Annotated in this window: 2 protein-coding genes; both read left to right on the forward strand. The window is 27.8% G+C overall.

All coding sequences use genetic code 11. The features are described from left to right. Window positions 1-239: 239 nt before the first annotated feature. Window positions 240-704 carry a glyoxalase/bleomycin resistance/dioxygenase family protein gene (locus tag RGC78_RS16055; protein ID WP_252216898.1) on the forward strand — a complete coding sequence of 155 codons (465 nt, stop codon included), beginning with the start codon at window positions 240-242 and terminating at the stop codon, window positions 702-704. A 46-nt stretch (window positions 705-750) separates the two neighbouring features. Further along, window positions 751-1467, forward strand: a complete 717-nt coding sequence (locus RGC78_RS16060; RefSeq protein WP_309556955.1) for an SDR family NAD(P)-dependent oxidoreductase — start codon at window positions 751-753, stop codon at window positions 1465-1467. Window positions 1468-1782: the final 315 nt, after the last annotated feature.

A 1782-nucleotide genomic window follows, 5' to 3' on the forward strand; every position in this document is an offset into this window, starting at 1 on the left:
TAAACAGCATGGTAATTCTGTAGAGTTTATAGAGATTTAAGACCTTAAATTTCAGTTTGTTAATGAGTTTCTTAAATGAGTTTTTTATTCGTACAATATTGAGTTTGGAAATAAATAACATATTAAAATACAATGTGAAATAATAACTTGTTATACACTTAAAAGTATATAAAATGAGAGGTGGTGAACTTTAGTAAGAGTTTGGTAATTATAATACATTCTCTTACTAAAGATAACATATGGAATTTAAATTGGCACTATTAGCAGTGAAAGATGTTAATGTTTCTAAACAGTTTTATAAGGAACTATTTGACCAAAAAGTTATTCTTGATTTAGGTAAAAATGTAACGTTTAGTGGTGGGTTTGCAATACAAGAGGATTTTGCGTGGCTTACAAATTTATCTGCTAATTCTGTTAAGGAGAAGTCAAATAATATGGAATTATATTTTGAGGTAGATAATTTTGAAGCATTTATGCAAAAGATACAAGAGTATGAAAATATTGAATATGTTCATCAGCCTAAAAAACATGAATGGCAACAAAGAGTTGTTCGTATTTATGACCCTGACCATCATATTATAGAGATAGGAGAATCTATGACAGTTATAGCAAAACGTTATCTTAACAATGGATATTCTATAGAGGAAATTTCAAAAATTATTCAACATCCTATTGAATTTGTTGAAATGTGTAAACAAAGCTGATGAATTCAGTTTATTAAACAAGTTGGTTTAAAGGGGGGAACGTTTTATGGATAAGGCAATTATTATTGGTGCAAGTAGTGGAATTGGAAGAGAATTAGCAAAAATTTTTTCAAAAGAGAAATATAATCTAGGATTAGCTGCAAGAAGAAGTAACTTGTTATCTGAGCTTCAAAAAGAACTACCTACAAAATCATATATAAAAAGTATTGATATTTCTAAACAAGATGAAGCAATGAACAAATTAACTGAATTAATTAATGAAATGGGTGGTGTAGATTTAATAATAATAACTTCAGGTATTGGAGATTTAAATGAAGAATTAGATTGGAATAAGGAAAAAGAAGTAATTGATGTTAATGTATCTGGAGTTACATCAATGATTAATATTTCATTAAAACATTTCATGGAAAAAAACTCTGGCCAATTAGTGGTAATATCATCTGTTGGGGGGTTAAGAGGAAGTAGAGGGGCACCTTCATATAACGCTTCTAAAGCATTTCTTTCTAATTATTTAGAAGGCATAAGATGTAAAGTTAGAAAAAGTAACTCTAATATAACAATAACAGATATTAGACCTGGATTGGTAGATACAGATATGGCTAAAGGAGAAGGATTATTTTGGGTTCAACCACTTGAAAAAGCATCATATCAAATATATGATAAAATAAAACAAAGAAAGAAAATAGCATATGTAACTAAAAGGTGGGGAGTTATGGCATTTATTTTAAAACATATGCCTGATAGAATTTATTCTAAGTTATAAAAATAAATAACAGAGTGTAAAATCGCATTATTCAAAGAATTGGATTTGTGATTTTTTATTATTCAATACTAAGAAAGTGTACAGTTTAAATAGAATATTAAACATTCTATTTTACCAGCCATAAATTTATGTAAAACTCATTAATCCATTGAAATTACAGGGCTAAAGTAATCTTTGAAAATTTTTCGGAGAATTTTACAATCGGCTGGGAAAGTTTCCTTAAAACCTTGAAGTTTCAATGCTTTAGTGATATTATTGATTTTAGAGAATGGCTATTTTACTATGGGTTTAACCTTAACATGAGATGTATTTAAA

The sequence above is a fragment of the Clostridium aquiflavi genome, assembly GCF_031344075.1.
GTDB lineage: Bacteria > Bacillota > Clostridia > Clostridiales > Clostridiaceae > Clostridium > Clostridium aquiflavi.